Below are 25,229 nucleotides of genomic sequence, written 5' to 3'. Positions count from 1 at the left end.
GAGGACCCACAAATGATAATGATTTCTATTTGCATATAAAAGCCCCGCTTACGCGAGGCTGGGTTTGAAAGGGCAATCGGAATCAATCTTCTTTTTTAATCACCACTTCCTGCGGCCGCATCTGCTGTATGGCCCGGACGATGCAGTAAGGAATAACCGCCCAGGCAACTCCCATAGCTGCCCCTGCTGCTTGCTGAGGCGCGCTGACAGCGCCGAAGACCCCAACGATACCTTGAACAAAGCCAATAGCTCCGAATACAACACATATAGCCCAGAGGATTTTCATAAACCTAACTCCTTTTATTAAAGAGATATTAGGATAATTCTGAAGACCTTTTAGTAAAGCTTTATTTCATTAATTACCGGAACTTATCGCACCATTTGAAGAGATAACCATTATCAAGCCCACCAGCAGGTGAGCTTTGAAATGGCTGCCAGTTCCCGGAGTGGCCACGCTCATGCCCTTGAGTCCTTGTCGCTCATCGCCGCTCATAACCGGTGCGCGTCTGGCGTTCGCGCTGCTTTACCGGCATACCCTTTTCCTCGTTTGACCCTGACCAGCGGTATGTCGCAGTTCGGACCTGCGTCTGGCTCTCATAGAGACTCGGGGCCACATCATTACTGCGGCTTGGAAGTGCGGTCTGTCCGCTTTAGTGCTTCATTTGGTTTCTCCTAACAATAAAAAAACCGCCCGAAGGCGGTTTTTTTATCACTGGCTGACTTGGTCTTCCTGAGTCTCAGCGTCCAAAAAGCCTCTGACCTGGCTTAAGGAAAGATCCTTAAGCGATCCCTGAAAAAATGCCGAGTGCTCTTGATTATCATTGTCTCGATCTACCCAGATGAATTTAACCCCTATATCCCATAACTCTACTCGCATGAGCCCATGTGGGAAATATTCTTTCGCTGTCAAATAAAGATCATTAATTGTCACTTCAGAATCGCGCATGTTTTTGCCCTCATATCGAAAGCATTAACATAACAACTATCTAATAACAGATCTTCTGAGATGTTTAGTAAAATTGGTTATTGTGAGGATCGTTATTCATTAGGCTGGCAGTTCGCCTGCCACGCTTTGTTATGCGCCAGCTTGCTTTTGCTGGCTTGTAGATGGATATTGCTGGGATGAAACACATGGAGATAACCAAATGAAGCAGATTCTTTTTGCGTGGTTTGTTTTAACAAATACCTTTGCCTGCATCACCGCCAGCATTAACGTGAACAACTCACTAATGCTTGATTCAGCTGTGCCGTGGATTGTTGGGATTTCTCTTGCAGCAATCACTAATTACTTATTGGCTAACAAACTGAAGAAAAGCGGTTTTCTTTAGCACATCCTTAAGGCATTGATGTATTCACTATTTCAGGCACTGCGTGCGGATGTAGTCCTGCAGATAGCCGACCTGCTTCGTCACTGTGACGATTCGCTCTCTGAGGTTGAAATAATCCCGTTCAGCGGAGTCAGTAAGTCGGGGGCCGGTAGCATCGCCCAGGCCGCCGGTGCTGGTCGTTCCGTTCGCGGGACAGTTTGCGTTGAGCTGCAGCCGACGCTTGCCAGAAGCAACATCGCGCTCAAGCTGATCGATAGTAGCTTTGGCATCAGCCAGTTCTCCGGTGTATTTGGCATCCAGCGCAGCGACATCTCGCTGGCGCACCTGCATATCTTTGATAGTGGAGTTAGCCAGGTTGAGAGCTTTGGTGGCTTTATCGCGCTGGTCTTTGTAGGTGATAGCATTGTCTCGGTATCGGTTGACGAAGAACGTCAACACGCCAATTAGGACCACTACCAGCAATTGCATCCAGTAACGCTTAACCAGCGCGCTAATCATGACAGGAACAGAGCGCGCTCCGCCTCACGCCGACGGGCCAGGCCATTCAGGACTTTACCACCAGCTTTATTCCAGCGCAGGAACTCATCAGCTGCGCCAGCGTAATCACTGGCGTTGAGTTTTCGCAGGAGCGTAGATGTTGACAAAGACCGGGCACCGAGGTTGTAAGTGAAAGACACCAGAGCATCGAATTGCCCCTGAGTCAGATCGACTCTAACCAGGCGGGACACGTCACTTTCGTAGCTGACTAGTCCTGTCTTCAGCAGGCGTTCTGCCGTTTCCTGCTTAATCGTCATCCCGGCGCGGATCGGTTTGCCGTCGACAGGCTGAGTCCACCCATAGCCAATCGTCCACACTCCGACGCTGTCCTGGTACGCGGTGAGCTTGCAGCCTTCGAACTGCTTGATTAGGGCAATGCCTTTATCACTGGTTTGCATTCTTCATCCCCGTCAGGCGTTCCCATAATTACGTCAGTGCCACGGAGCCCATAGCTCGACTGGCACCTACCGCCTTTTGAAATTGTGTTTGGTTCACGTCGTGCTCTCTCCCGTAATACGAGCAATATTGCCGCCCGCACGCCAGACGGCCACGCAGACAACAACGTTAATGAGGATTTCGCCGTAATCGACCTGCACATAATCGCCGTGCCAGATGCGAAAAGCCGTGTATGCAGGAGCCAGAATCAGCCCATAGGCCAGAAACTCCATTACCCGGCGGCGCCGCATACTGCGCTTACGGAAAAACATCAGGCGGAACGAAATCATGATGCAGGCCAGCGCATTAAGGTGAAGCAATAGCCATGGAAAGTTCAGCAGCAGCCACGTCATTCTTCCCCCTTCACGCCGGGCAGATTGCCAGTTTTTGAGCGGGCAAGAATGCGCAGCAGAATTGTCACGGATACCGTTGAAGCCGCCAGTGCGCCAATCGCGGGCGATACCTTGATAGTGACTGGCGGGCTAAGCTGATTCAGTCCGGCGTTGATAAGGGCAGCGATAATTTCTGAAGCAGTACCGGCACAGTAAATGCCACCGATAAACGAAATAAGCGCAAAAAGAATCTGCTTCCAGATTTTGTGATCCTCAGAGCTGAGGATATAAAGCGCCGCCCCTGCGAGGGAGCAGACCATAACAGCAGGCGTAGCCTCTGGAAAAAGCGTGGCGAATGTAACTCCGGTTGTGCCAGCAGCCACGCCCGCCGTTACCGTTGCAGTTATTGGTTCTGCGGACATTGAGCCCCCTCTTATTGACGAAGATCCTCTCATGATGGTTGAGGGGAAATAAAAAAGGCCGCCCTAAGGCAGCCTCAAAACGAAAAACCCCACCAATTCTGGCAGGATTTCGATGTTTAAGCGGTGTGACGAAGCAACTACTCTTATCAGGTTACGATAATTTTTGCGTACGCGTTAGCATTTCATTACAATTCTTTTGTTTGATTCTAACCTAAGGCTATGTATGAACTTTTCTAATACTAAAAAAGATGGTCTCACGAAAAAATGCTTAGTGAGAGCTTTTAAAGTAAACACAGCATCTACCGATATCCTCTTTGACCAAATCGTGAAATCAAATGGTTTTAAGGTTGGCACTGTAATTAAGATCAGTACAGAGAAGCATCTTATGCTTAAAGCATTTGAGACTGATAATAATTGCCATTACATTCATGTTGCTCTTTTCAACCCTAAGGCTCAAGTATCAATTACGCCACTCAAAAAAGCGGCTAGTGACTTACTTGATGTAGAAAACCTAGATGACCTTCATGCTTTTTTGATGGTGAAAGATAATCGAATTGCCTCCTTAATGCAGATTTCAACCAACTGGTGTGAAGTTAAAATAGCAAAAATATTTAAAGAGTTTGGTATATCTATTACACCAACAGCTATTTTACAAAAAAATGTTATACAGAAAATCAAAGACGATAAATTAAAAGCACTGCACCTTAATATTGATGTAGAAGAATCAGATTTTATTAAGACCCCAGGATTATTAGAGTCAATATTCCAAAAAGAGCCTAAAGTTAAAGCAAAAGGTATTTCTGGTCATTTGACAATTGATGCTAAAGGTAACGCTGAATTAGCTCAGTCAATCGAAAATGATCCTGCAAATTGGGTTGATGACTTGGATAGCGATTTCTATATTGAAACTAAAAAAGGTGATAAGTTCTACAGTGATGATTTAAAGCTTACTAGAACCTACTTTACAGTGCCCTATGGTTCAAAATCAATAAATGCGAAATATGCAAAAGAAATCCTAGAGGATTTTGTAGCAAAAGAGCTATAATGGTAGCATAGTAAAGGAGGCTAACATGCAAACTAAATTTAATATAATAGGCATACTCATTTCAGCGCTGAACATCGCAGCCTCCTTTTGTTTTTCTAAATTCCTTACCGGAAGCTTGACTAATAACACAGATGCACTGAATCTTGTGGCGAACGTTTTTTCCATATTGTCTGGATTCCTTTTACTTGTGATTACCATGTCAGGTGAAAACTCCACATTAATGAGCAACATAAGTGAACTTGATGCAGCAAATCAAGAACGAAGATTTTTGATGCGCTTCAATAAATATTACGCTCTATTTTTACTTTATATTCTTACACTAGCATTAATTTTTATCTTTTATCTTATAACAAAAGATAAAACCAACACATCCCCAGCACTTTCTTCGATAAAATCTATAATCGGACATTCCATTGCATTTCTTACTTGTTTCTCATTCATTCAGTCGACTTTCATACCTTTAAAAATCAAAGAATTATTTAAAGAAAAGAGAGAGCTGAATAAAAAATAAGCTGCTTTCGCAGCTTATTTTCAAAGCATATATAACATACCATCAATAAAACCAAGCGCAGTTTGCAGATCCTTCCTAATCGTTCCGTCCGAACATTTACGCCTCTTCGCGATAGTTCGCAACGAGATTCCAATAACAAAGTGAGCAATAATTAACTCATATTCTTCAGGCTTATATTTCTTCAGACGTGCGACACAGCCATCAATCATAATTCCTTCATCATCATCACATTGCAGGCGTGATTTCTTACCGTGAGGTAGTAAACCTTTAAAACCAGCAGCTATTGGTTGCCAGTCGACTCCACTGCTATCAGCTGCAGCCCATGCTCCCCAGCGGTCCATTACCTCGTACATATCACGCATTTTTGTCTCCAATGTTTTCGATAAGTATCATTCCGGTTTCGCCCCATACTTTTGATGTCCGGGCGTCCCAAATGTGGGAATCATCCTCAAACAAGGCGTCCAACAGAGATTTTGTTAAGTTGTCCAGATCGGGCTTTTGCTGGTGGGGCTGGCCGTCCATAGACGCGCGCTTTTTCTTGCTCCAGCTCTGCGGCATCGGCAAAACGAAGGTTATGTGGGTACCGTTCTCCGGTACATGGATTCCATGAAGGCGGGCTTCATCGCAAAACATGCGATAACGCATCACCGGCGGCCGCTGTTTCCATTTATCGCGGCGAGTCATGCGGGGTTTTCCGACTGGGGTGATGATGTATTTAGGCATAGAACACTCCCAGCTCTAACTGGACCTGCTCCAGCAGTTGCAACTCGGTACCGAAGTTTTTCTCCCATTGCTCACGGCCAGCGTGAATGGCAACACCATATCCGCCGTTGCGATGATGCAAATGGCACAGGGGAATTGATTTTCGATGGTCAGCGCGCTGGCTTGTGCCCTGTCCGGTTCGGATGTGGTGGATTTCCGCAGGCGTTTCGCCCAGGTTCTGATTTCTGCACACGATGCAGCCCAGTGCGGCCACACGCGAAAGATGGAGGCTATCTGCTTTCTTCATGCCGGACCACCAGCACAAGCAGAAACACCGCGCGTAATCGTGCGGTGAAGGTGATTTGGGGTAATGCTCTGCGCCATTTTGATTCCTCAGGTTGGCGCAGTAATCAGTGGGTGTTCAGCCCGTTTGATTATTATAAATCAACACTTACGGCTTGAGAACCTTAAGTGCTTCTGGTAGGGAGTTAAGGTTGATTATCCGCTCATCATCACTGAGGATCCGCGCGGAAATTCTATTTCCTTCCCGGCGTATCAGCGTGCGTAAAGCATGATTGGTGACGACGTAGTCTGTTATTTCGCCATCGGACAGATTTAAAACAAGCAATCCGTCTTTTGTTAAACCCGCGGCAAATTCATTTAATTTCATGGGCACATCCCTAAATATGGTTTCCCCTTCCGGGGGCGGTCCTTTATCTCCCTGCGCACTGATTCAATTAAAGGTTCCGCTAACCAGACGTCTTATAGGTTAGACAGAGCAATTCGGCGAAATTGTTCTGTCTAACCGATCGGCTTTAGACCTAGGAATCAGACCAGGTCTTTTAAATCACGGGCCGATTGTCAGTATCGGTCACTCGATTCAGGAGGTGCGTTACCACTCCCATTACGGCTGCATCATCCAGCGCATCACCCTCAATAGCCTCTCCATCCTGAGTTATCAGCGCTTTCCCCTGCACTTTTGCGAAATCCAGACTGCCGCAGAACGAAACCAGGACGGTATCACCCAATTCCGGCTTTCTGGCGACGTTTATGATCGCATAACCGGCGGATGTTTCGATGGTGCGGCAGTTGCCGTCATTGCCGCAAAGGCTGGTGATAGTGAGCGTCTGTTCTGCGTAGTCTGCTGCTGGTGATGGAAAACCCATGATAACCACCCCTGATAATTAACTGTATATTTATACAGTAACACCAAAAAAAAGAGGGTCAAGATTTTGGGCGCAAAAAACCCGCCGGAGCGGGTAAGTGCTTAATCAATAATCAATTCTTCTCATAGCCAGCACCACCAGCAGGATTAAAACCACCAGCCATATAGCCCCTGATAACAGCTCCATCAGATACACTGTTTCACCTCCTGCAAGTGTGTTGCAGGCTCCTTCACGAAAATAATCCAGTGGGTTTTGTCGTTCTTCCCGGTACGCTGGCCGATCGCAGGTTTCTCGTCAGTAAGCTCCAAAATCTGGCTCACCGAGATTTGCGTTTCATTCCATTTGAAAATGAGCACACCGTGTGGCCGCAACACTCGGAACGCCTCTTTGAAACCGGCGCGCAGATCTGAACGCCATGTATTTTTGTTCAATCGACCATATTTTTTCCCCATCCATGCCGTTTGACCGACACGCTCAAGATGTGGAGGATCAAACACAACAACCGGAAACGACGCATCTGCGAACGGCAGCGCGCGGAAGTCAGCAATCAAATCAGGACGGATTACCAGGCGGCGGCCGTCGCATAATTCATGCTCTTCGCTGCGGATATCAGCGAAGAGCGTGCGCGTATCGCGTTTGTTGAACCAGAACATGCGGGAACCGCAGCACATATCCAGGATTGTTTGCTCAGACATGCTCACCTTGCCTCCACTAACTCTTTCCATTTTTCTTTGAGCAACTGCCGGGCAGCTGCCTCTCCATCAGGCGGGAACGAAAATCCCGCGCGGACGCCAGGACAACCGTTCGAACAGCGTACCTCTGCCGAACCCCAGTTCATTCCACGGCTGCGGACCCTCAGTGAAGGATCCATGCCGCATTGAGGGCATTTCGGTAAATCAGTCATTCCCCAGCCCCTCCAGCAGATGCTTATGGCGGCGCAGCTCCCTAACGGCCCCCTGCAGACGCTGCAGGTTAGCCAGCTTGGCTTTCGTGCGGCGGATTTCGGTCGAAATATAGCGCGATGAGGGAATAATCAGGTCATCAGGGCGGCTGGCGAAAGCTGGGATATCCTGAATAATCTCGGCAGTGGATTTGCAGGCTGGCGCCGCTGTTAGCTCGCTAACCTCTGGTGCTGGCTCCTGCTGCTCTGGCTTTATTGCCGGTTCACCCGCCAGGCTCCAGGTGATGTTTTTACCGTCAACATGGCGCAGGACCAGACCGTCCTTGCACATTGCACCCAGCGAAGCATTCAGGGCTCGCGAACCTTTACCCAGTTTTTCTGCGACCTGATTGGCGGTCATGGCCCCCTGGCCCTGCATTGCTGACAGCACCCTCTCAACCAGCGGCGACAGCTGCTTGGGTCTGATACGCTTCGGCTTCTGCTCTGTCGCGGTACCGAGGAACCAGCCGCCGTCAGCAAAATCACACAGTCCCTGCTCTTTCTGCTCGCGCAGCATGTTCAGCGCTTCAACGGGCTCGATATCCAGACGGGCAGCAACCTCGCGATATGTCGCTTTTTTCATGGCTTTCAGTGCATCAAGTACGGTTTCCATAATTTTCTCCTCAAAATTCACTTAACAGGTCTCAGGTGGCTAACGTTTCCGCGATAGCTCTCCCAGTCAAAGTTCACCCAAATGCCGTTATCCATGCGCAGGCGATCGATAACCCTTGCCCCCAGGGTCTCTACCAGCGCGTCGTAATTCAGGTTGGTCAGAACGCCAACCGGGCGCAATGCGGCCAGGCGGCGATCGATAATCTGGTTCAATAAAACTTTCTCGCCGCGGCTATCGCGCTGAATGCCGACTTCGTCGAGCACCAGCAGATCCACTTTGCAGAGGTCATCCAGCAACGCGGCTTCAGACTGCCCTTCGTCGTAGCAGGCCCGGGCGCGCAAGGTCAGATCCGGCACCGTCACAATCAGAACCGTTCGGCCCTGTTTCAGCAGATAATTTCCGATCGCCGCTGAGAGGTGGTTTTTCCCGGTACCAGGCTTTCCGGTAAAAACGAAACTGGCGAACCCGGTACCAAAATTTTGCGCATAGCTCTTTGCCATACTCAGAGCATGCCGCTGGCCGTCGCCCTCCACCGTGTAGTTCGCGAAGCAGCAACTGCGGTGCAGGTTCTGGATTCCGGATCGCCCGAAAATTTTCTCTGCCCGCGCCTGCTGGTTGATCTTGTCGATCTCCGCTGCGCGCTTTTGCCCTTCTTCGCGCTGCCAGGCCATCAGCTCAGCTGCGCTTTTGAATTTGGGTTCAATGCCTGCCGGAATCACACGGCGAAGGCGATCGAGAATCGAACCTGCGTTTTGCATGCTTACCCCCTGAATCCTGGCGGAACGGTGTTATCTGGACGGGAGATCTGATTGATATCCCGTCCACCAGCCTGGTAATGCCCGGTGCCCGGTGCCGACAGGCGGATAATCAGGTCATCCCATTTTTCGCGGAGTTTGGCCGGGCATTTCACCTGGCGAACCCAAAACGTATCGCTCTGAACGCGCTTGAACATTTCACAAATTTGCTTGTGGCTACGGCCATCAAGGGTGCGCATCAGACGAACGTCATTCGCCCAGACCGTCCAGTTCGGCTCTTTCGGACGAACGATCTCGCCGTCAAAGGTTGCGGCCTCCTCGTAGAGTTTCAGCACGCGCTTCCAAATCCATTGCGCACAGGTCAAATCTTCCTGGCTACCCCATTGGCGTTTCGCAGGGCTACAAACCACTGCTTCCGGGTGACGATTTAAAAATTCTGCGTTTGAAATCTTCCCGTCGGACTGCGAAGCATCCGGACGAGAATTATTTTCTGGTTCTTTGACTGGTTCAGAAGAGTGACTGATTCTGGGTGAATCTCCTTCACTATCCCCTGGTGAACGTGCTGCACCATCTGGTGAATTTCCTGCACCAGCCCCTGGTGAATTTGCTTCACCATCCTGGTGAATCTCCTGCACTACCCTTGCACTGGAATTTGCACCGCTCAGGGTTAGTTGGTAGAAATTGCTGCCATTGCCTTTCGGCCCCGATCTGGTCTCTTTTCGCATCAGTCCAGACTCGCAAAGCGCGGCAACATGATTCATGACGGAACGACGGCTGATCTCACACTGATCAGCGATATGCTGATAGCTCGGCCAGCATTCGCCCTGGTCACTTGCGTTATCGGCCAGCTTAAGCAGAACCAGCTTACGAAGCGGGTTTCCTACCTTGACCTTCATCGCCTGAACCATCAGTTCCATGCTCATAGAACACCTCGATACAACTGAACTAGGCTACGTTTGAACAAGTCGAAACCAGCTTCACTTTGACGCCGACCAGCTGCGCCAGCGCGTCGATTGCTTCCAGAGTCTCGCGGCGGATTACCGGTTGCGGTTTGCCAGTGAAGACTGCATTGGTGGCTTCGATACACTCTTTGTTAACTCTGGCTGCCCGGTAGAGCATGCAGTCTTTCTGCGCCAGTTCGTTATCAATGGCGGTACGGATGGCATAGCTCAGCGCTTCTGCCTGTTTCAGGTAGTTAGGCGTATCGTTGCGGAAAGCACGTTGAATAATCTGCTTGTTGTTGTGCAAACGGCGCGCGTACTCGTCCGGATCCGATACGTCATCAAGTGACTGAAGCAGATCGCCAAAGTGATGCGGGGTTATCAGCTGCGTGACCGTCTTCCAGCCCTTTTCCTGCGCCCAGGACTCCAGCTCGCATGCCAGCTTTTTGATTTCCATCAGTCAGACTCCTTAGGGGCATTGAGGTTAATCTTGTGCTCATACAAAACTGAGTCGTACTTCAATGCACCACCCGTTAATTTTTCCAGTCGAGCGGCGCGTCGTTCAGGTACTAACTCCCCCCACTCACTCACAGAGGATCGAGCGATGTTGAGAGCCCTCGCCACGTTGGCTTTTTTCCCAAAGTGTTTGATTACATCTTCGGTTTTCATTTTGTCCTCCTTGGTAAGTTTTCCTAACTTTATATGTTAAGGAAACAAGAGTCAATGCGCGTTAGGATTTCCGAACTATGAAAACGATCGGTCAGCGTATAAAAGAGCGGCGCTCTGCTTTGAAATATACCCAGCGCAGCCTAGGCAAACAGGCTGGGGTTGCTCATGTCACAATCTCTCAGTGGGAACGTGATGAAACCTCTCCAAGGGGCGATAATCTCTTCAAGTTAGCTGCGGCTCTTGGCGTTGAACCTGGCTGGATCATTAAAGGCGATGACGGATACGAACCAGCCCCAGCAGAATCGCATCGGATGCTTTCACCGCAACAGATTCAGCTTCTGGAACTGTTTGAAAAACTCCCCAACGCTGAGAAAGAACAGCACATCATCAATTTGCGGGACAAGGTCAAAGACTACGATGAAACGTTCAACGACCTGATAAAAACCAAAAGCAAAGAAGAAATCCTGCAGATCCTCAAAAACCTCGATATCAAATAATTTTTCTTCACGCCAGGCCGCTTCAATAGCGGCCTTTTTGTGTTTTTCACGATCCTGTTGTTAGGTTTTGCGAAATTCACCCTTGACGTTTTGTTAGGTTTAGATAACAATCTGCGTTATCAAAACTTAACAGCAGTAATCAGTAAACGTTCCGCCTACCCGGCGATAAGGGTGATTAGCCAAGCAAAGCAGCAAACAGGGGTTCGAGATGGAAAAAGCATACGAAGAGTATTTCAACAGTCTGGCGGAGGGTGAAGAAGCACTGAGCTTTTCCGAGTTCGTCCAGGCAGTTTCTTGAATGTGGCGTAAGCCAGTGGAGTGTTCATATATGGATAAGACACAATTAACACCGGAACAACAAATTGCCTGGGCACAGGGAAAACTCGTCACTTCAGTATTTCTTCGTGATGTTGCTGGCTGCCATGCCGCCTGGAAAGTATTACGGAAATACAGAAATTTCGTTGTGCATCGCCAACCTCACCAGGAATGGCGTAATAGTTTAAAAGCAATTTAATTTTCTCAATTTAAAACCTATGCCTTAAACGGCAGGGATTCTCACATCCTGAGCCAAGGAGTTAAAAATGAAAGTGAGCGTTACAACCGTTGAGCTGAATCTTGTTATCGTAAATAAAGAAATTGCCACCTTCAATATTAACGGTACCATTTCAGGTGTAGTTCATTTGCCTTCATCAGGTCCTGTAACCGTCGTGCTTGACGGTGGCTACGTGCTCGGTGAATTTCATTGCCCAGTTTGCGCAGTTAAGCATATTAGCTTGCTGGCTGTTAATTTTGCAGAAGCACAGAACGCCTGTTACATGTCCTATTACGACCACAAACGCCAATATCTGAACTGATATGGATGACACCATTTGTCATTGCGCTGTTTGCTGCCACGAATATAAAAAATCGGAAATGCACGAAAGGAAAACAGACATATACCCCTTTAAGCGCATGATTTATTTATGTGAGCAATGCAATGAAAATAGAGAAAGGCGTAACGCGTTAAAAAATGTAAAGCGCGTTATTCGAAAACAACATCGCTAAAGTTCATTCTCCTAAAATTATAGAGGTAATCATGTCTGTTGAATTAAAAGTTTTCGGCGGTGCTTATTTCCCTAAAGATAAAGCATTAAAAAAATATCCGGATTTAAAACCCCTTGCCACTGCTGTTAATGCGACCACAAAAGCTAGAGCTGAAGCCGTTATTTTTGGCAAGCTGGCAGCTGAACACCCGGAACACATTGATGATTTCTTCAAAGTGAAAATCTGGGAACACCGAGAAGGTTTCCCCTGCCCTGAGCTTGATGTTTTCTCACCTGAATTTTTCGATACCGTTGCTATATGGAATGTGAACGCAGGTGAGCCAGCTGCGGCGCCACAGCCAGAAACCGATGAAAAAGCAGACTGGGAGGACAACAAGGCACAGGAAGAAATTAAAACCGTTGCGCAGCTCGATCTGGCATCGCGAGCAGCTTGTCTGGCACTGTTCGGACCGGTCCCTGGAATCACTACGGCGCAGTACGGCCAGATCGTAGACCTGATTAACGATGATGCTGGTAGCTTTACCCGAGAACTGGCAGAGGCACTGGCGAAAGAGACCCGCGCGCTGGCGCTGGCGCCGGAACGGCAGGAGCAGCTGCTCGCATGGGTACTTGAGAACACAAAAGATTCTGCACAGTGGCCGGATATCAAAAAGCAGATCGCTAAATGGATCGATACCCCGATAGATAAGCGTCCTCAAACTGTTCGTACTACCACCGAAGAAAACCTCACAGACACTGGCTCCACTTTGGGCGGGGGAAATAAGACAGACCGAAGCCCGGATCTGGTACACAACCTCTCTACGCTCAAGATAGAGGTTGCTGTTGCGATTCTAAGTACCTTCGACGAAATCGATATTTACTCAATTCCAAACAAGTTTTTCATTCCCGCTAAGGCCATGGCCGAAGCTGAGCAGGACACCCGCTTCACAGCCTGGTGGAAAAAGCTGCGCGGCACCCCAGGCATTCTGGACTATTCTCGCGCAGCCATTATCGCCCTGATTAAATCTGCTCAGGAAGACCTCTGGATGGATCCCGTCGCCTTGCGTGAGTACATCAATCGCGAGTTGGTTGAATCTGACCACGCGCACCCTGATCAGAAAACGGTTGATAAGGCTTGCCGCCCAAAACAGCACGCTAACCCTGAGGAAATCGAAAATGATGAAGCCAAACCGACTGTATCTGGCGAAACTTTGCCACCATCAGTTTGCCCTGGAAAAGCAGCGCAACTCGACAAAGAACTCAACGAGGCATTCGCTCAGGCCCCCACACCTGAAAAGCAGGTTGGTGATCAGCCGCGGGTGGAGAATCTGGGCGGCGGAGTCTTCTCAGTTGATGCCCTGATAAACACCACCTCCTCAAATGAAGTCGAAAAACAGGAAGTGCCTCCCGCGCTTAATGATCGCGAGATTGAAATCGCCCATGCATTAAACGAGCTGATGTCCGGGCGCACAAACATTGGTGACCAGGATGATATCGAAACTCTCACCGCCACCACGGGTAAAAACATCGAGCATATTTTCCCGTTACTGATTGCAGATATCACCACAACTGAATTCTCTCTGTCGCCTTATTTCAGTGATGAAGAAGTACAAGACGTTGCTACTACGATTCTTGAACAGTGGTCTGACGATATCAGCGTTCGTCAGAAAATAGCGCTTAATGCGATTGTGGAATACCGGCGCCCTGAAGTACCGAAACCGGTAGTGCTCGCTCCACCAGCTGTCAAAGCAAAACCTCAAAAGGCGGCTGCCCCAGAACCTGAGGAACACGATCGGTGGACGTCACCCTCATACCTGCAACAGCTAACGATCGCAGCGCTGCAGGGCTTATGTTCCAACCCGGCATATTGCAATCAGTACGAGGAATTACCGGCTATGGCATCCGGCCTTGCCCGTAGCGTGATCAACCATCTGGAAGACTCCTGTGCGTCTGATTAACCGTAGCAAGGGGGACCGTATCGGCGGGCCAGCATGCGCCGCCGCACTTAAATGCCATTTTGAGAAATATGGCGAGCATGGCCGCAGCGACAAACAGACTTTTTACACCATCAAGATCCAAGGGAAAAAAATTACGGTCGAGGTTGTTAACAGGCCACGAAGCTATGTGGCCACGGCAATGACCAGAGCCAGACATCTGCAATGCCTCCCCGGGCTTGGTCGGTGATTTTTGACAATCAATTTACTATCTGCCGCTGCGGTATCGTGGCGGCGTCATGGAGTTAAGCATGGCGCAAATCATTTTTGATGAAGAGTGGATGGTGGCGGGAAGGCTAACTGAGAAAACGGGGCTGGATGACAGGCAAATAAAAGCTTATCGCCTCGGAAGCTGGATTGAAGGGGTTCATTTTAAGCGAGTACCCGCGGTACCCGGTGGAGAAAGCAAACGCGCTTTGGTCTGGTACAACTTTCCGCTGATTAATAGATTTATTCAGGAAGCATGATGAACTTTCCAACTGGCGTTGAGCTTCATAACGGAAAAATCAGGATCACGTTTATCTATCGCGGCATTCGCTGCCGCGAAGTTCTCCGTGGCTGGGTGGTTAACAGCAGCAACATCAAGAAGGCGGGAAACCTTCGCGCCGTCATCGTGAGTGAGATCCAGTTCGGCCAGTTCGATTACGCGGCGCGCTTCCCTGAATCAAAGGCTCTTAAAAAATTCTCATCAACTAAACGAATCGGCACGTTCAACGATCTATGTGAATTTTTTATAGATACTAAGGCGCTGGAGGTCTCAGAAGCTACATTGCATTCCATTGTCTCTGTGGTTAATACCCTTAAGCGTGTTGTGGGCGAGAACACTCGTCTGGTTGATATTCAGCATGCTGATGTTCTGAATTACCGCAAAGAGCTACTGACTGGGGAGGTTGTTAATCCTTCGATGCCCAATCGGAGCAAAAAAGGTCGCGCGCCTTCAACAGTCAATAAACAGATGGCTGTTTTATCAGAAATGCTGAAGCTTGCGAACAGAAGCCAGTTTATATTACACGCTCCTTATGAGGGAGTATCGAGGCTCAAGCTATCAAAGGCAGATCCTGATCCGCTTTTACTTCATGAGTATCATGCGTTAATTGCTCTCCTCCCTCGCAAGTGGGTTTTAATCATTATTGTGTCTGTCCATACAGGAATGAGGCCAGGTGAGGTTTGTGCTCTGGCATGGGAGGATATTGACCTGAAAAAAGGTGAAATTCACGTATCCAGAAACCTGACGAATAAAGGGTTGTTTGTGCCGCCTAAAACTGATGCCGGGATAAGAACGATCACTCTGCTGAAGCCTGCCCTTGATGCGTTGAAGGAGCAGTACGAAATTACCGGCAATAGTCCCAGGCAGCAAATCATCTTCCATCATCGGGAACTTGGCAAAACCGAAACGCAAAATCTACGTTTCGTTTTTTCTCCTGAGAGGTGCACGTCAGGCAAGAACCGATATTTTTCAAAGAACTCGATTTCGTATGGGTGGAACCGGGGCACTAAACTATCCGGGATACGTGAAAGAAATCCCTATCAGTCCCGACACACATACGCCTGCTGGACGCTAATGGCCGGTGCTAACCCTTCCTTTATCGCCAGCCAGATGGGCCATGAGGATGCGCGTATGGTGTACGAGGTTTACTCGAAGTGGATCGGAGATATGAACCAGGATCAGGTCAATATGCTCAATAATCAGATGCCGACTGCAATGCCCCCAAGACGCCCCCAAGGCCTTGGTAGCATTAAAAAAGTCATTTAATTTCATGACGCTGGTTTCAAACTAGATAATCAGCGTTAAACTATTCGTACTACATATTCTGGGAGAAAAGATGATGCGCGTACTGGTTGTTGAGGATAACGCATTGCTACGCCACCACCTGAAGGTTCAGCTTCAGGAGATGGGACATCAGGTGGACGATGCTGAAGATGCAAAAGAAGCCGATTATTATCTCAATGAACATCTGCCGGATATCGCCATTGTCGATTTAGGCTTGCCTGATGAAGACGGTCTGTCGTTAATTCGTCGCTGGCGCAGCCATGATGTTTCTCTCCCGGTGCTGGTTCTGACCGCCCGCGAAGGCTGGCAGGACAAAGTTGAAGTGCTCAGCGCCGGTGCGGATGATTACGTCACCAAGCCGTTCCATATTGAAGAAGTGGCTGCGCGCATGCAGGCGCTATTACGCCGCAACAGCGGGCTGGCTTCACAGGTTATCTCCATTCCGCCTTTCCAGGTGGATCTCTCCCGACGCGAGCTCTCGATTAACAATGAAGTGATCAAGCTGACTGCATTCGAATACACCATCATGGAAACGCTGATTCGTAACAGTGGCAAGGTTGTGAGCAAAGATTCCTTAATGCTCCAGCTCTACCCGGACGCGGAGCTGCGCGAGAGCCATACTATTGATGTGCTGATGGGGCGTTTGCGTAAGAAAATTCAGGCGCAGTACCCGCAGGATGTGATCACGACCGTCCGCGGCCAGGGCTACCTGTTTGAATTACGCTAAATGAGACAGATTTTGCGCCATATTCTGCCCCTCTCACTGCGGGTTCGTTTTTTGCTGGCAACGGCCGCAGTGGTGCTGGTGCTGTCGCTCTCCTACGGTATGGTCGCCCTGGTGGGTTACAGCGTCAGCTTCGATAAAACGACTTTTCGACTGTTACGTGGCGAAAGTAATCTGTTTTACACTCTGGCGAAATGGGAAAACAACCGTATCAGCGTTGAAATGCCCGAGAACCTGAATCAACAGAGCCCTACTTTAGCCCTGATTTACAACGAAAAAGGGAAGTTGCTGTGGGCGCAAAGAGATATCCCGTGGCTGGTTAAAAGCATTCGTCCGGAGTGGCTTAAAACCAATGGTTTTCATGAGATAGAAGCCGATCTTAACACCACCAGCTCGCTGATTCGCGAAGATCGCTCTATGCAGCAGAAACTCAATGAAATCCGCGAGGATGATGCCGAAACGGAGATGACGCACTCCGTGGCGATTAATATCTACCCGGCGACGATGAACATGCCGCAGTTGACCATTGTGGTGATCGACACCATTCCTGTCGAGCTCAAGCGCTCCTACAGGGTCTGGAGCTGGTTCGTTTATGTTCTGGCCGCTAACCTGCTGCTGGTAATCCCGCTGCTTTGGGTGGCGGCGTGGTGGAGCTTGCGCCCCATTGAATCCCTGGCGCGAGAGGTGCGCGAGCTTGAGGAACACCATCGCGAAAAACTCAATCCGGAAACCACCCGTGAGCTGACAAGTCTGGTACGTAATCTCAATCGCCTGCTGAAAAGTGAACGCGAACGCTATGATAAGTACCGTACAACCCTGACTGACCTCACTCACAGCCTGAAAACACCGCTGGCCGTGATGCAAAGTACCCTGCGTTCAATGCGCAGTTCAAAGCTGAGCGTTGATGATGCCGAGCCGGTGATGCTGGAGCAGATCAGTCGAATCTCACAGCAAATTGGCTATTACCTGCACCGCGCCAGTATGCGTTCCGGCAGCGCGCTTCTGAGCCGCGAGCTGCACCCGGTGGCACCGCTGCTGGATAATCTTACGTCCGCCCTCAACAAGGTGTACCAGCGTAAAGGGGTCAACATCAGCCTCGATATCTCGCCTGAGATAAGCTTTGTCGGCGAAAAGAATGACTTCATGGAAGTCATGGGCAACCTGCTGGATAACGCCTGTAAATACTGCCTGGAGTTTGTTGAAGTGTCTGCGCGTCAGACGGATAACGAGTTACATATTATCGTTGAAGATGATGGCCCGGGGATCCCGCGCAATAAACGTGATGTGGTGTTCGATCGCGGCCAGCGCGCCGATACGCTGCGCCCCGGCCAGGGGGTGGGGTTAGCCGTCGCACGTGAAATTGTCGACCAGTACGATGGAAAAATTGAAACCAGCGAAAGTTTGCTGGGCGGCGCCAGAATGGAAGTGATTTTTGGTCGCCAGCAGCCCACATCGAACGATAGTTAACCCGTTATGTGAAAAATGCGAGGATCTCGCAGCCGGGGGGCTGAGCTTCCGTTATAATCCGTGTCAGTAAGAACCTGCGGAATAAAAAAATATGGATTATCACTTAACGCTTAACTGGCCCGAGTTTATTGAACGTTACTGGCAAAAACGCCCGGTGGTTCTGAAACGTGGGTTCAGCAACTTTGTCGACCCTATCTCGCCTGACGAACTGGCCGGTCTGGCCATGGAAAACGAAGTCGACAGCCGCCTGGTCAGTCACCAGGACGGGAAATGGCAGGTCAGTCACGGTCCTTTCGAAAGCTATGATCATCTCGGAGAAAACAACTGGTCCCTGCTGGTGCAGGCCGTCAACCACTGGCACGAACCCACTGCCGCGCTAATGCGCCCGTTCCGCGCCCTGCCCGACTGGCGGATGGACGATCTGATGATCTCCTTCTCCGTTCCGGGTGGCGGCGTGGGTCCGCACCTGGACCAGTACGACGTGTTTATTATTCAGGGTACGGGTCGCCGCCGCTGGCGCGTGGGCGAGAAAGTGCCGATGAAACAGCACTGTCCGCATCCGGACCTGCTTCAGGTGGATCCGTTCGAAGGGATTATTGATGAAGAGCTGGAGCCAGGCGATATTCTCTACATTCCGCCTGGGTTCCCGCATGAGGGTTACTCCCTGGAAAACTCGCTCAACTACTCGGTTGGGTTCCGCGCACCGAGCGGTCGCGAGATGATCAGCGGCTTTGCCGACTATGTTCTGCAACGCGAGCTGGGCAGCTATCGCTACAGCGATCCGGATGTGCCTGCGCGCGAACATCCGGCAGATATTCTGCCAGCAGAGCTGGACAAGCTGCGCGGTATGATGCTGGATCTGATCAACGAGCCGGAACATTTCAGACAGTGGTTTGGCGAGTTTATTAGCCAGTCCCGCCACGAGCTGGACGTGGCGCCTCCGGAGCCGCCTTATCAGGCTGACGAGATTTATGATGCCCTTCAGCAGGGCGACAAGCTGGTTCGTCTGGGCGGGTTGCGCGTGCTCCGGATCGGTGAAGAGGTCTTCGTCAATGGCGAGAAGCTGGATTCCCCGCATCGTCCTGCACTGGAAGCGATTGCCAGCCATATGGTTCTGACTGCTGAAACCTTTGGCAATGCGCTGGAAGATCCCTCATTCCTCGCCATGCTGGCCGCGCTGGTTAACAGCGGGTATTGGTTTTTTGAGGATTGAGTCTTGAGATGTGCCGGGTGGCGGCTTCGCCTTACCCGGCCTACATTCCGATCGTAGGCCCGGTAAGCGCAGCGCCACCGGGCAATGTCTCACCGCTTCGCGGTTAACTCCGCTATGCGCACAATCACCTTCACCGCTTTTTCCATTCCTTCCAGCGTCACAAACTCATGCTTGCCGTGGTAGTTGTAGCCACCGGTAAACAGGTTCGGGCACGGCAATCCCATAAATGACAGCTGCGAACCGTCGGTACCGCCACGAATCGGTTTTAAGATCGGTTCAATATCGCAGTCGCGCATTGCCTGCCGGGCGATATCAATTATGTGCGGATGCGCCATCACCTTCTCACGCATATTGTAATAGCTGTCTTCGATGATGAGTTCAATGTAGCAGTCAGGATGCAGCCCTTTGCCTACCTTTTTGGCGATCTCCATCATCTTACGCTTGCGCGCTTCAAAGGCTTTACGGTCAAAATCGCGCACGATGTAGTGCATCTGGGCGCTATCCACGGTGCCCTTAATGCTGGTCAGGTGATAGAAACCTTCATACCCGTCTGTCATCTCCGGGCTCTCTTGCGCCGGGACTTCAGCATGAATACGCGACGCCAGCGACAGCGCATTCACCATCACCCCTTTGGCTGAGCCGGGGTGAACGTTGTTCCCGACAATTTTAATGGTGACCGAAGCGGCGTTAAAGTTTTCATACTCCAGCTCGCCCACGCCACCGCCATCGACGGTGTAGGCCCACTGCGCGTTAAAAGCCTCCACATCGAAATGTTTCGCGCCTTTCCCCACCTCTTCGTCCGGCGTGAAAGCAACCCGGATATCCCCGTGCGGAATGTTTTTGCCTTTCAGCACCGCCAGCGCCGTCATGATCTCCGCGATCCCCGCCTTATCATCTGCGCCCAGCAGCGTTTTCCCGTCGGTGGTGATGAGCGTCTGACCGAGCAGCTGGTGCAGGACCGGGAACATCACGGGAGAGAGCACTTCATCGCCAATGCCCAGCGCAATATCACCGCCGCGGTAGTTTTCAACAATCTGCGGGTTCACATGTTTACCGCTAAAATCCGGAGAGGTGTCGACATGGGAGATAAAGCCAATCGCCGGGATATCACCCGGGACATTCGCCGGCAGCGTGCCCATCACAGTGCCCTTTTCGCTTAACGTGACGTTAACCAGCCCCATGGCGTCGAGCTGCTCTTTAAGCAGGTTTAATAACTTCCACTGGCCTTCGGTGCTTGGCACCTGGCGGACACCCGGTTTAGATTGGGTATCCAGCGAAACGTACTGTAAAAAACGCTCAAGTAATTTATCCATGCAGTCACCCTCACTTTTTGTGACAACATTATCAATAAGCATCAAAACGCAAATATTGCGTCAGGTCACTTTTATCCCGCAAACGAGAATATTTTCCGTTTATATCGTTCTGCGTTAGTAAATGTAGCTTATGAATCAGTGACAAGGATTGGCGATTCCCGAGGTTTGCCGTAGAATGTCCGCCCTCATTACGAGTCACCAAGGTGGTTACACACAAACCCCGCTTCGGCCTGCTGCCTGAGGCGTCTATATGGGACAGTGCAAAAATTGAATACACAACCCCGTTCTCGTTCACCGCTGGTGCAACTTGAACGAATTCGTAAAAGTTTTGATGGCAAAGAGGTCATTTCCGACCTCAATCTGACCATCAATGACGGCGAGTTTCTTACGCTGCTTGGCCCCTCCGGCTGCGGCAAGACAACCGTACTGCGCCTTATCGCCGGGCTGGAAAGCGTCGATAATGGCCACATCCATCTTGAGAACCAGGACATAACCCAGGTTCCTGCCGAAGATCGCCACGTCAATACCGTCTTTCAGAGCTATGCCCTGTTCCCTCACATGACCGTGTTTGAGAACGTGGCGTTTGGCCTGCGGATGCAAAAAACGCCGGCCAGCGAGATCCCCCCGCGCGTCACGGAAGCCCTGCGGATGGTGCAGCTGGACGAGTTTGCTCAGCGAAAACCCCACCAGCTCTCCGGCGGTCAGCAGCAACGCGTGGCCATTGCCCGCGCCGTGGTCAATAAACCGCGCCTGCTTCTGTTAGATGAGTCGCTTTCCGCGCTGGACTACAAACTGCGCAAGCAGATGCAGAACGAGCTGAAGGCGCTACAGCGTAAGCTTGGCATCACCTTTGTCTTCGTCACCCACGACCAGGAAGAGGCGCTGACCATGTCAGACCGTATTGTGGTGATGCGCGATGGCAAAATAGAGCAGGACGGCACGCCGCGTGAAATTTACGAAGAGCCGAAAAACCTGTTTGTTGCCAGCTTCATTGGCGAAATCAATATCTTTAATGCCACGGTGATTGAACGTCTGGACGATCGGCGCGTGCGCGCGAACGTGGAAGGACGTGAATGCAATATCACCGTGAACTTCGCCGTCGAGAAGGGACAAAAACTCAACGTCCTGCTGCGTCCTGAAGATCTGCGTGTCGATGAAATTCACGGTAATACCGAAGCCGAAGGGCTTATCGGCTATATCCGCGAGCGCAATTACAAAGGGATGACGCTGGAGTCCGTCGTCGAACTGGAAAATGGCAAAATGGTAATGGTCAGCGAATTCTTTAACGAGGACGATCCTGACTTCGACCACTCTCTCGACCAGAAAATGGTTATCAACTGGGTAGAAAGCTGGGAGGTTGTACTGGCTGATGAAGAACACAAGTAAATTCCAGAAGGTGGTGATTACCACTATCGTCGGTTGGCTTGTGTTATTTGTCTTTTTACCCAACCTGATGATCATCGCCACCAGCTTTCTGACACGCGACGATGCCCACTTCGTTAAGCTGGTCTTTACGCTGGATAACTACGCGCGCCTTCTCGACCCGCTCTATTTTGACGTGCTTCTGCACTCGCTGAATATGGCGCTGATTGCTACCGTCGCCTGCCTGCTACTGGGGTATCCTTTCGCATGGTTCCTGGCCGGGCTGCCACAAAAGGTGCGCCCGCTGTTGCTGTTTCTGTTGATTGTGCCGTTCTGGACCAACTCGCTGATTCGCATCTACGGGTTAAAAATCTTCCTGAGCACCAAAGGCTACCTCAACGCGTTTCTGCTGTGGCTGGGGGTGATTGATACCCCTGTACGCATCATGTTTACTCCGGGTGCGGTGGTTATTGGCCTTGTCTATATTCTGCTGCCGTTTATGGTGATGCCGCTCTACTCCAGCATCGAGAAGCTCGATAAACCGCTGCTGGAAGCGGCAAAAGATCTGGGTGCTAACAAGCTGCAAACCTTTATCCGCATTATCATTCCACTGACCATGCCCGGCATTATCGCCGGTTGTCTGCTGGTGATGCTCCCGGCAATGGGGCTGTTCTACGTTTCAGATCTCATGGGCGGGGCAAAAAACCTGCTGATTGGTAACGTGATCAAGAGCCAGTTCCTGAACATCCGCGACTGGCCGTTCGGATCCGCGACCAGCATTACGCTGACGGTGGTAATGGGGCTGATGCTGCTGGTCTACTGGCGCGCCTCACGGTTGCTGAATAAGAAGGTGGAACTCGAATGATCGGTCGACTGCTTCGCGGCGGTTTTATGACCGCCATTTACGCTTACCTTTATATTCCGATTATCATTTTGATCGTGAATTCGTTTAACAGTTCACGCTTCGGCATCAACTGGCAGGGCTTTACCACCAACTGGTACAGCCTGCTTATGAATAATGACAGTCTGTTGCAGGCCGCTCAGCACTCGCTGACGATGGCGATTTTCTCCGCCACCTTCGCCACGCTGATCGGTTCCCTCACCGCGGTGGCATTGTACCGCTATCGCTTTCGCGGTAAGCCGTTCGTCAGCGGCATGCTGTTTGTGGTAATGATGTCGCCGGATATCGTGATGGCGATTTCGCTGCTGGTGCTGTTTATGCTGCTGGGCATTCAGCTTGGCTTCTGGTCGCTGCTGTTTTCCCACATCACCTTCTGCCTGCCGTTTGTGGTGGTTACCGTCTTTGCACGTCTGAAAGGGTTTGACGTGCGTATGCTTGAGGCGGCGAAAGATCTGGGGGCCAGCGAGATGACCATCCTGCGCAAAATCATTCTGCCGCTTGCGATGCCCGCGGTAGCCGCAGGATGGCTACTCAGCTTTACGCTGTCGATGGATGACGTGGTTGTTTCTTCGTTCGTGACCGGGCCGAGTTACGAAATCCTGCCACTGAAGATCTATTCGATGGTCAAAGTCGGCGTCTCACCTGAAGTGAACGCGCTGGCGACCATTCTGTTGGTGTTTTCGCTGGTTCTGGTGATTGCCAGCCAGATTATTGCTCGTGATAAAACAAAATCTCAGGGGACAATGAAATGAAAAAAATGCTCGCCGCTGCGGCACTGGTACTTGGCATGGGTGCCGCGCACGCTGATGACGGTAAAACGCTCTACTTCTATAACTGGACCGAGTATGTGCCACCGGGCCTGCTGGAACAGTTTACGAAAGAGACGGGCATCAAGGTCATCTACTCGACCTACGAGTCGAATGAAACCATGTATGCCAAGCTCAAAACCTACAAGGACGGCGCATATGATCTGGTGGTGCCGTCTACCTACTTTGTCGACAAAATGCGCAAAGAGGGCATGATTCAGAAGATCGATAAAACGAAGCTCACTCACTTCAACAATCTCGATCCGGAGATGCTCAACAAGCCGTTTGACCCGAATAACGACTACTCCATTCCTTACATCTGGGGCGCAACCGCAATTGGTGTCAACAGCGAGGCTATCGATCCGAAAACCGTTACAAGCTGGGCCGATCTGTGGAAACCGGAATACAAAGGCAGCCTGCTGTTAACCGACGACGCGCGCGAAGTGTTCCAGGTAGCGCTGCGTAAGCTCGGCTACTCCGGCAATACGACGGACCTAAAAGAGATTGAAGCGGCCTATAACGAGCTGAAAAAGCTGATGCCTAACGTGGCGGCATTTAACTCTGATAACCCGGCAAACCCGTATATGGAAGGCGAAGTGAATCTGGGCATGGTGTGGAACGGCTCCGCGTATGTTGCCCGTCAGGCCGGTACGCCGCTGGAGGTAGTGTGGCCGAAAGAAGGCGGGATCTTCTGGATGGATAGCCTCGCGATCCCTGCCAATGCCAAAAACGTGGAGGGTGCGCTGAAGCTGATTAACTTCCTGCTGCGCCCGGACGTGGCGAAACAGGTTGCCGAGACGATTGGCTACCCGACACCGAACCTGGCGGCACGCAAGCTGCTGAAGCCTGAAGTGGCTAACGATAAGTCACTCTATCCGGATGCCGACACCATCAGCAAAGGGGAATGGCAGAATGACGTTGGTGACGCCAGCCGCATCTACGAAGAGTATTACCAGAAGCTAAAAGCGGGCCGATAAACGGCATCGCGCGATTCCTCACGCCGTGCTAACGGCGTGAGGAAGCATTAACTGGCCGCATTCTCGCCAGCCCAAATCGTCGCCCTTCTCATCGCCTCGACCACATCATCATCCGACAGCCCCAGTGCGTGACTCAGTCTTGTCGCCTCCTCCCACTGCTGCTGCTCGTAGTAACGACAGAGTGCGATCATATCAGCTAGCTGCCCCTCCTGATGGCACAGTGCGTTGCTCACGCTCTGCGGCACCGCAATCTGCTTCATCAACTCGGTCATCGGCAGTTCAAGGAGAGTATCCAGCAGCGAGAACAGGCCGCACAGAAAAGCATTTTCAGCCAGCGTCGGTTCGTTTATCGCCTCTGCGATCAATTCGCAGAATTTCCCACGCATCATGCTCAACGGATAAAGCTCGCTGACGGTGTCATTGTCCGCACTCGCCAGGACCACGACGGCAACGAACCGTCTCAGCTGATTCTCCCCAAGATAGCGGAGTACCTCACTCAGGGTTAACTTGCTGAAATTACAGGCACCAACATGTTTAAATGCCGTGTGCTTCATGTAGCGCATAATTTTCCAGGAGAGGGTGAGATCACTTTTTATCAGCGATTCGATAATGCGATAATCAGGTTTATTACGTCCGATTTCCATTTGCAGGCGGAAAATCGCAAGCTGATTTTGCGATAAACGTTTATATTTAATCATCTCCGGACGGCAGAAAAAATAACCCTGAAACAGAGAAAATCCTTCATCTCTGAATCGAATAAATTCCTCTTTAGTCTCAATTTTTTCA

The 25,229-nt window shown here is 50.5% G+C and carries 36 protein-coding genes; 17 read left to right on the top strand and 19 right to left on the bottom strand.

The genetic code is table 11. The features are described from left to right. Positions 1-82: 82 nt before the first annotated feature. Together L977_RS13440 and L977_RS13435 are read right to left on the bottom strand one after the other, a co-directional pair. Positions 83-286, bottom strand: a complete 204-nt coding sequence (locus tag L977_RS13440) for a hypothetical protein (protein WP_020690713.1) — start codon at positions 284-286, stop codon at positions 83-85. A gap of 423 nt (positions 287-709) precedes the next feature. After that, positions 710-946, bottom strand: a complete 237-nt coding sequence (locus L977_RS13435) for a hypothetical protein (RefSeq protein WP_020690712.1) — start codon at positions 944-946, stop codon at positions 710-712. Between the two features lie 199 nt (positions 947-1,145). Here L977_RS13435 and L977_RS13430 point away from each other — a divergent pair, with 199 nt between their 5' ends. Next, a complete protein-coding gene (locus L977_RS13430) occupies positions 1,146-1,328 on the top strand; it encodes a hypothetical protein (RefSeq protein ID WP_047625967.1) in 183 nt (60 codons plus the stop codon). A 27-nt stretch (positions 1,329-1,355) separates the two neighbouring features. Here L977_RS13430 and L977_RS25270 read toward each other — a convergent pair whose 3' ends face one another. The 4 genes from L977_RS25270 to L977_RS13410 form a co-directional block, all read right to left on the bottom strand. Continuing rightward, on the bottom strand, positions 1,356-1,826 hold the full coding sequence (locus L977_RS25270; protein ID WP_047625966.1) for a lysis protein: 471 nt from the start codon (positions 1,824-1,826) through the stop codon (positions 1,356-1,358). Then, a complete protein-coding gene (locus L977_RS13420; RefSeq protein WP_047625965.1) occupies positions 1,823-2,263 on the bottom strand; it encodes a lysozyme in 441 nt (146 codons plus the stop codon). The genes L977_RS25270 and L977_RS13420 overlap by 4 nt, the downstream gene beginning before the upstream one ends. A 93-nt stretch (positions 2,264-2,356) precedes the next feature. Continuing rightward, on the bottom strand, positions 2,357-2,653 hold the full coding sequence (locus L977_RS13415; RefSeq protein ID WP_047625964.1) for a phage holin family protein: 297 nt from the start codon (positions 2,651-2,653) through the stop codon (positions 2,357-2,359). After that, positions 2,650-3,054: a putative holin gene (locus L977_RS13410; protein WP_047625963.1), complete on the bottom strand. Its 405-nt coding sequence runs from the start codon at positions 3,052-3,054 to the stop codon at positions 2,650-2,652. Before L977_RS13410 ends, L977_RS13415 begins: the two co-directional genes overlap by 4 nt. 223 nt (positions 3,055-3,277) lie before the next feature. Between L977_RS13410 and L977_RS13405 the strand changes: the two genes are divergently transcribed. Both L977_RS13405 and L977_RS13400 read left to right on the top strand, forming a co-directional pair. Then, positions 3,278-4,099 carry a hypothetical protein gene (locus L977_RS13405; protein WP_047625962.1) on the top strand — a complete coding sequence of 274 codons (822 nt, stop codon included), beginning with the start codon at positions 3,278-3,280 and terminating at the stop codon, positions 4,097-4,099. A 25-nt stretch (positions 4,100-4,124) separates the two neighbouring features. Continuing rightward, on the top strand, positions 4,125-4,610 hold the full coding sequence (locus L977_RS13400) for a hypothetical protein (protein WP_047625961.1): 486 nt from the start codon (positions 4,125-4,127) through the stop codon (positions 4,608-4,610). A gap of 20 nt (positions 4,611-4,630) precedes the next feature. Here L977_RS13400 and L977_RS13395 read toward each other — a convergent pair whose 3' ends face one another. The 11 genes from L977_RS13395 to L977_RS13345 form a co-directional block, all read right to left on the bottom strand. Further along, positions 4,631-4,972: an antiterminator Q family protein gene (locus L977_RS13395; RefSeq protein WP_047625960.1), complete on the bottom strand. Its 342-nt coding sequence runs from the start codon at positions 4,970-4,972 to the stop codon at positions 4,631-4,633. Further along, positions 4,965-5,333: a RusA family crossover junction endodeoxyribonuclease gene (locus tag L977_RS13390; RefSeq protein ID WP_047625959.1), complete on the bottom strand. Its 369-nt coding sequence runs from the start codon at positions 5,331-5,333 to the stop codon at positions 4,965-4,967. Before L977_RS13390 ends, L977_RS13395 begins: the two co-directional genes overlap by 8 nt. Continuing rightward, positions 5,326-5,619, bottom strand: coding sequence for a Ref family recombination enhancement nuclease (locus L977_RS13385; RefSeq protein ID WP_047625958.1), 294 nt, complete (start codon positions 5,617-5,619; stop codon positions 5,326-5,328). Before L977_RS13385 ends, L977_RS13390 begins: the two co-directional genes overlap by 8 nt. A gap of 144 nt (positions 5,620-5,763) precedes the next feature. Beyond that, positions 5,764-5,982 (bottom strand): hypothetical protein, encoded by a 219-nt coding sequence (locus L977_RS13380; RefSeq protein WP_047625957.1) that lies wholly within the window; start codon positions 5,980-5,982, stop codon positions 5,764-5,766. 172 nt (positions 5,983-6,154) lie between these two features. Next, entirely contained in the window at positions 6,155-6,478 is a 324-nt protein-coding gene (locus L977_RS13375) for a hypothetical protein (RefSeq protein WP_047625956.1), read from the bottom strand. Positions 6,479-6,663: 185 nt separating this feature from the next. Then, positions 6,664-7,173, bottom strand: a complete 510-nt coding sequence (locus L977_RS13370) for a class I SAM-dependent methyltransferase (RefSeq protein WP_047625955.1) — start codon at positions 7,171-7,173, stop codon at positions 6,664-6,666. Between the two features lie 201 nt (positions 7,174-7,374). Then, entirely contained in the window at positions 7,375-8,031 is a 657-nt protein-coding gene (locus L977_RS13365) for a DUF1627 domain-containing protein (RefSeq protein WP_047625954.1), read from the bottom strand. Positions 8,032-8,048: 17 nt separating this feature from the next. Then, positions 8,049-8,789: an ATP-binding protein gene (locus tag L977_RS13360; protein ID WP_047625953.1), complete on the bottom strand. Its 741-nt coding sequence runs from the start codon at positions 8,787-8,789 to the stop codon at positions 8,049-8,051. Positions 8,790-8,791: 2 nt separating this feature from the next. Next, the gene (locus L977_RS23875; RefSeq protein ID WP_047625952.1) at positions 8,792-9,709 is read right to left on the bottom strand and encodes a helix-turn-helix domain-containing protein; all 918 of its coding nucleotides are present in this window, start codon (positions 9,707-9,709) and stop codon (positions 8,792-8,794) included. A 22-nt stretch (positions 9,710-9,731) separates the two neighbouring features. After that, entirely contained in the window at positions 9,732-10,184 is a 453-nt protein-coding gene (locus L977_RS13350; RefSeq protein WP_047625951.1) for a toxin YdaT family protein, read from the bottom strand. Further along, entirely contained in the window at positions 10,184-10,396 is a 213-nt protein-coding gene (locus L977_RS13345) for a Cro/CI family transcriptional regulator (RefSeq protein WP_044865494.1), read from the bottom strand. Before L977_RS13345 ends, L977_RS13350 begins: the two co-directional genes overlap by 1 nt. Before the next feature lie 77 nt (positions 10,397-10,473). Between L977_RS13345 and L977_RS13340 the strand changes: the two genes are divergently transcribed. The 10 genes from L977_RS13340 to L977_RS13300 all read left to right on the top strand — a co-directional run bounded on the left by L977_RS13340 (position 10,474) and on the right by L977_RS13300 (position 19,084). Further along, a complete protein-coding gene (locus L977_RS13340) occupies positions 10,474-10,893 on the top strand; it encodes a helix-turn-helix domain-containing protein (protein WP_047625950.1) in 420 nt (139 codons plus the stop codon). A gap of 328 nt (positions 10,894-11,221) precedes the next feature. Then, positions 11,222-11,407 carry a hypothetical protein gene (locus tag L977_RS24555; protein ID WP_131774834.1) on the top strand — a complete coding sequence of 62 codons (186 nt, stop codon included), beginning with the start codon at positions 11,222-11,224 and terminating at the stop codon, positions 11,405-11,407. Between the two features lie 67 nt (positions 11,408-11,474). Continuing rightward, positions 11,475-11,747 carry a hypothetical protein gene (locus tag L977_RS13335; protein WP_047625949.1) on the top strand — a complete coding sequence of 91 codons (273 nt, stop codon included), beginning with the start codon at positions 11,475-11,477 and terminating at the stop codon, positions 11,745-11,747. Positions 11,748-11,968: 221 nt separating this feature from the next. Continuing rightward, a complete protein-coding gene (locus L977_RS13330; RefSeq protein WP_047625948.1) occupies positions 11,969-13,873 on the top strand; it encodes a hypothetical protein in 1,905 nt (634 codons plus the stop codon). Then, a complete protein-coding gene (locus tag L977_RS13325) occupies positions 13,860-14,099 on the top strand; it encodes a DUF4060 family protein (protein WP_047625947.1) in 240 nt (79 codons plus the stop codon). The genes L977_RS13330 and L977_RS13325 overlap by 14 nt, the downstream gene beginning before the upstream one ends. Positions 14,100-14,160: 61 nt before the next feature. Continuing rightward, positions 14,161-14,376, top strand: a complete 216-nt coding sequence (xisR, locus tag L977_RS13320; protein WP_023343778.1) for an excisionase family protein — start codon at positions 14,161-14,163, stop codon at positions 14,374-14,376. Further along, positions 14,376-15,662, top strand: coding sequence for a site-specific integrase (locus L977_RS13315; protein WP_047625946.1), 1,287 nt, complete (start codon positions 14,376-14,378; stop codon positions 15,660-15,662). The genes xisR and L977_RS13315 overlap by 1 nt, the downstream gene beginning before the upstream one ends. A gap of 73 nt (positions 15,663-15,735) precedes the next feature. Next, on the top strand, positions 15,736-16,407 hold the full coding sequence (phoP, locus tag L977_RS13310; protein WP_014883420.1) for a two-component system response regulator PhoP: 672 nt from the start codon (positions 15,736-15,738) through the stop codon (positions 16,405-16,407). Then, entirely contained in the window at positions 16,408-17,871 is a 1,464-nt protein-coding gene (gene phoQ / locus L977_RS13305) for a two-component system sensor histidine kinase PhoQ (RefSeq protein WP_014883419.1), read from the top strand. Positions 17,872-17,962: 91 nt separating this feature from the next. Continuing rightward, positions 17,963-19,084 (top strand): ribosomal protein uL16 3-hydroxylase, encoded by a 1,122-nt coding sequence (locus tag L977_RS13300; RefSeq protein WP_047625945.1) that lies wholly within the window; start codon positions 17,963-17,965, stop codon positions 19,082-19,084. 89 nt (positions 19,085-19,173) lie between these two features. On the opposite strand, the gene pepT is transcribed toward L977_RS13300, so the two are convergent. Further along, positions 19,174-20,397, bottom strand: coding sequence for a peptidase T (pepT, locus tag L977_RS13295; protein WP_014883416.1), 1,224 nt, complete (start codon positions 20,395-20,397; stop codon positions 19,174-19,176). A gap of 237 nt (positions 20,398-20,634) precedes the next feature. On the opposite strand from pepT, the gene potA reads away from it, so the two are divergent. From potA to potD, 4 genes are read left to right on the top strand one after another with little or no spacing between them, the layout of a single operon-like run. Then, on the top strand, positions 20,635-21,783 hold the full coding sequence (gene potA / locus L977_RS13290) for a spermidine/putrescine ABC transporter ATP-binding protein PotA (RefSeq protein WP_198923270.1): 1,149 nt from the start codon (positions 20,635-20,637) through the stop codon (positions 21,781-21,783). After that, positions 21,767-22,624, top strand: a complete 858-nt coding sequence (gene potB / locus L977_RS13285) for a spermidine/putrescine ABC transporter permease PotB (protein ID WP_047027471.1) — start codon at positions 21,767-21,769, stop codon at positions 22,622-22,624. The genes potA and potB overlap by 17 nt, the downstream gene beginning before the upstream one ends. Next, positions 22,621-23,412, top strand: coding sequence for a spermidine/putrescine ABC transporter permease PotC (gene potC, locus L977_RS13280; protein ID WP_014883413.1), 792 nt, complete (start codon positions 22,621-22,623; stop codon positions 23,410-23,412). The genes potB and potC overlap by 4 nt, the downstream gene beginning before the upstream one ends. After that, positions 23,409-24,443, top strand: coding sequence for a spermidine/putrescine ABC transporter substrate-binding protein PotD (potD, locus tag L977_RS13275; RefSeq protein ID WP_047343565.1), 1,035 nt, complete (start codon positions 23,409-23,411; stop codon positions 24,441-24,443). The genes potC and potD overlap by 4 nt, the downstream gene beginning before the upstream one ends. Positions 24,444-24,490: 47 nt before the next feature. Here potD and L977_RS13270 read toward each other — a convergent pair. Beyond that, the coding region (locus tag L977_RS13270) for an EAL and HDOD domain-containing protein (protein WP_047625944.1) at positions 24,491-25,229 on the bottom strand (739 nt) is incomplete at its 5' end.

This window comes from Enterobacter sp. ZOR0014 (assembly GCF_000798855.1).
In the GTDB taxonomy this organism is placed as follows: Bacteria; Pseudomonadota; Gammaproteobacteria; order Enterobacterales; family Enterobacteriaceae; genus Enterobacter; species Enterobacter kobei.
This window is presented reverse-complemented; position numbering and strand designations above follow the sequence as displayed.